Source organism: Mesorhizobium sp. M0074, from assembly GCF_040322975.1.
Taxonomy (GTDB): Bacteria; Pseudomonadota; Alphaproteobacteria; order Rhizobiales; family Rhizobiaceae; genus Mesorhizobium.
The window spans coordinates 1-2,635 of record NZ_JAMYUM010000065.1 but is presented as its reverse complement, the minus strand read 5'-3'; the positions used below and the strand labels follow the sequence as shown (position 1 = coordinate 2,635).

Below are 2,635 nucleotides of genomic sequence, written 5' to 3'. Positions count from 1 at the left end.
TCCTGAAGGCGGGCGGCGCCTATGTGCCGCTCGATCCGGCCTATCCGAGCCCACGGCTCAACCAGGTGCTCGCCGATGCCGCCCCCAAGCTGCTGCTGGCCGATACGGCCGGACGCGCCGCCCTCGGCGCCGAGGCGCTCGCCAGCCTGACGGCGGTCGACCTCTCGGGCGGCGCGCGTCCATGGGCCGGCCAGGGCGCTGACGACCCCGACCCGCGCGCGCTGGGGCTCACCCCCCGCCATCTCGCCTACATCATCTACACCTCGGGCTCCACCGGGACGCCCAAGGGCGTCATGGTCGAGCATCAAAGCACCGTGAACCTGCTGCGTTGGAGTAGCGGCGTCTACGCGCAAGCGCAGACCAGCCGCATGCTGTTCTCCACTTCGATCAGCTTTGATCTGTCCGTCTACGAGTGCTTCGCTACCCTGTCACAGTGCGGCACGCTCTATCTCGTCGACAATGCGCTGGCGCTGGCGCAAACGCCTTTGGACGTCTCGCTGATCAATACAGTCCCCTCTGCGATCGCCGCTCTGCTCGACAAGGAAGCAGTCCCCGCCGCGGCAAGCGCCATCAATTTGGCGGGCGAAGCGCTGAGCGCAGCTCTGATCGAGAGAATCTTCGAGCACAGCCGCGTCGAGAAGATCTGTAACCTATACGCCCCTTCCGAGACAACGACGTACTCGACCTGGATTTGCATGCCCAGGGGAGACACCGTCGTTGAAACGATCGGCCGTCCGATCGCCAACACGCGGATCTATCTTCTGGACGCTCATGGTCAGCCGGTGCCGTTCGGGGCGGTGGGCGAGCTCTATATCGGCGGGGCCGGCGTTGCGCGCGGTTATCTCAACCGCCCCGAGCTGACGGCGGAGCGGTTCATCGCCAGTCCGTTTGTGGAAGGCGATCGGCTGTACAAGACCGGCGATCTGGCCCGTTATCTGCCGGACGGCAATCTGGAGTTCCTCGGCCGCAATGACGACCAGGTGAAGATCCGCGGCTTCCGCATCGAGCCGGGCGAGGTCGCCGCACGGCTGATCGAGCATGAATGGGTGCGCGAGGCGGTGGTGGTGGCGCGCCAGGACCGCGCCGGCGACAGGCAGCTTGTCGCCTATGTGGTGTGTGGCCCCGAGGCAGCATCGGACGACGGGGATGGAAGCGCGCTTGCCGGCGGCTTGCGCGCGCATCTGGGCGGGCGGCTGCCGGACTACATGGTGCCGTCGGCGTTCGTGCGGCTATCGGCGCTACCGCTGACGGCCAACGGCAAGCTTGACCGCCAGGCGCTGCCGGCCCCCGACGACGACGCCTATGCGCGGGCGGCCTACGAGGCGCCGCGCGGCGAGATCGAGACGGCGCTGGCCGGGATCTGGCAAGAGCTGCTCGGGGTCGAGCGGGTCGGACGCCACGACCACTTTTTCGAGCTCGGCGGCCACTCGCTGCTGGCGGTGCAGCTCTTGAGCCGGCTGTCGCGGGCTGTTGGCGTGGAACTGCCGCTGTCGACGCTGTTCGCCAGGCCGGTGCTTTCCGATCTTGCGGCAAGCATCGTCGGGGTGTTGAGCCGCTCCGGTCCGCAAGACCTGCCGGCGATTGTGGCCGTGTCGCGTCATGAGCCGCTTGTGCTGTCGTTCGCGCAGCAGCGGCTATGGTTTTTGGCGCAACTGGACGAGAGCAGCACGAACTATCACATTCCGCTGGCCTTGTGGCTGCGTGGTGTGCTCGACCGCAGCGCCTGGCAGCGCAGCCTTGACCGTCTGTTTGCCCGCCATGAGGCGCTGCGCAGCGTCTTTGTCGCGCCGCAGGGCAAGCCCCGGGTCGAGGTTCTGCCGCCGGATGCGGGTCTGCCGGTGATCGAGCACGATCTATCCGGCCGGCCGGATGCGCAAGCCGCGCTTTCGGATCTGTGCCATGAAGAGGCGGACACGCCGTTCGATCTGGCGCGCGGGCCGCTGATGCGCGCGCGTCTGATCCGGATGTCCGATGAGGAACACCTCTTCCTGCTGACCCAGCAGCACATCGTCTCGGACGGCTGGTCGATGGGCGTCTTGATGCGTGAACTGAACAGCCTTTACCGGGCGTTTGTGGCCGGGCAGGACGACCCGCTGCCACCGCTGGCGATCCAGTATCCGGATTATGCCGCCTGGCAACGGCAGTGGCTGTCGGGGGAACGGCTGCAGACCCAGGCGCAGTATTGGCGCAACGCCCTGTCCGGGGCTCCGGCCCGGCTTGCGCTGCCGACGGACCGGCCGCGACCGACCCAGCAGTCGTTTGCCGGGGACAGTGTGCCGATCGTCATCGATGCGGATTTGACGCGACGGCTGAAGCGGCTGAGCCGGCAGCATGGCACGACGGTGTTCATGACGGTGCTGGCAGCCTGGGCGGCGGTGCTGTCGCGTCTGTCGGGGCAGGACGACCTTGTGATCGGCGTGCCGAGCGCCAATCGAGGCCGGGGCGAGATCGAAGAGCTGATCGGCTTCTTCGTCAACACGCTCGCGCTTCGGCTGGACCTGTCGGGCGCGCCGAGCGTGTCGGAGCTTCTGGAGCGGACGCGACGCACGACGCTGGCCGCGCAGGAGCATCAGGACCTGCCGTTCGAGCAGGTGGTCGAGATCGTCAAGCCGCCGCGGGCCCTCGATCACACGCC

At 67.5% G+C, this 2,635-nt stretch carries 1 protein-coding gene; it reads left to right on the top strand.

Features of this window, described 5'->3' with window-relative positions:
- Positions 1-23 precede the first annotated feature (23 nt).
- Positions 24-2,635, top strand: a 2,612-nt coding sequence (locus tag NKJ73_RS33930) for a non-ribosomal peptide synthetase (RefSeq protein ID WP_352572728.1), incomplete at its 3' end; no start/stop codon positions are given.